This is a genomic window from Moorena sp. (genome assembly GCF_982860115.1).
The window spans coordinates 1-1,431 of record NZ_CEYLVT010000465.1; the positions used below are offsets into that span (position 1 = coordinate 1).

General features: G+C 42.3%; 1 protein-coding gene. It reads left to right on the forward strand.

The features are described 5' to 3' along the window. Nucleotides 1-303: 303 nt before the first annotated feature. Nucleotides 304-1,431, forward strand: a 1,128-nt coding sequence (locus tag AC4II3_RS32705) for a filamentous hemagglutinin N-terminal domain-containing protein (RefSeq protein ID WP_490723045.1), incomplete at its 3' end; no start/stop codon positions are given.

Below are 1,431 nucleotides of genomic sequence, written 5' to 3' on the forward strand. Positions count from 1 at the left end.
TGGGGATAGTTTTATTCAGGGTAATTATCATAACATGATACAGCGTTTATTTAAACTAACTAAAAACTGTAGCTGTTGTGGCAACAGCTACAGTTTTTAGTTAGTTTTTTTTAACTACAAAATCACGTAATAAAACTTCATAAAATACCTCGCTATTTTATGAAATAATTATAAGCACCTAAACAAAATTAATTTCCTACTACGAATCTCTGTAACCCTTACATCGTAATGCTTTGAGTTTTGCAAAATGTGTAATTAATTTTGTGCACCTGCTTATTATAAATCGGTAGCTCATTAATTAACATGAAACCTTGGGTTGACGGACTTGTGCAAACAAGTAGCGTTGTTCTTTGTTGTCTACTGGGTGCAACTACGGCATTAGGGCAAATTACCCCAGATAATACCCTGGGGAAGGTCAGCTCTGTGGTAACGCCCAATGTGACTGTTAACGGTGCCCTGGCAGATTTGATAGAAGGTGGGGCGATTAGAGAAAGCAATCTTTTCCACAGCTTTTCGGATTTTAATGTGGGCGAGTTTGGGCGAGTTTATTTTGAGAATCCTGCTGGAGTTGCCAACATCCTGAGTCGGGTAACAGGAGCTAATGTTTCCAATATTTTAGGGACTCTAGGAGTATTGGGTAATGCTAACTTATTTGTGATTAATCCTAACGGTATTGTCTTCGGTCCCAATAGCCGACTGGATCTAGGAGGGTCATTTTTTGGGAGTACTGCTGATAGTGTCTTGTTTGAAGATGGCACAGTATTCAGTGCTAAAAATCCCAATGGACAACCGTTATTAACTATTAATATCCCCTCTGGGTTGCAATATGGTTCAAATCCAGGGAGTATTACTAATCAGTCTCGTCTGTTTCGGGTACCAAATGGTCAAACCTTAGGGCTAATTGGTGGTGAGGTTACTATTCCTGGTGGTAATTTAACAGCAACCGATGGACGCATTGAGCTGGGGAGTGTTGGTTCTAATAATGTGGTGAAATTGACACCAACGGATACTAGTTTTGTGTTGGATTATTCACCAGTTCAACAGTTTCAGGATATTAGTTTGTCCGAGGGTGCTAGAGTCATTACCAGTGGGGAAGGTGGTGGCAGTATCCAGGTGCAGGGGGCTAATGTCAGTTTACGCGATCGCTCTTTTGTGCTTGCGGATACTGAGGGAAGTCAGAACGGCAGTGGCATAGTTGTTAAGGCTTCACAGTTGAGTCTTGAGGGTGATTCTAGGATATTGGCGGATGTATTTGGCTCAGGACAGGGGGGAGATGTGAGTATTACCACTGGGGAGTTAATGGTCTCTGATGGAGCACAAGTTAGTGCTGGCACTTTGGGTGAAGGGGACGGGGGAAATTTGACTGTGGATGCCTCCTCTACTGTTCAACTGATTGGTACTAATGCCTCGGGTCAGTTTTTCAGCGGCTTG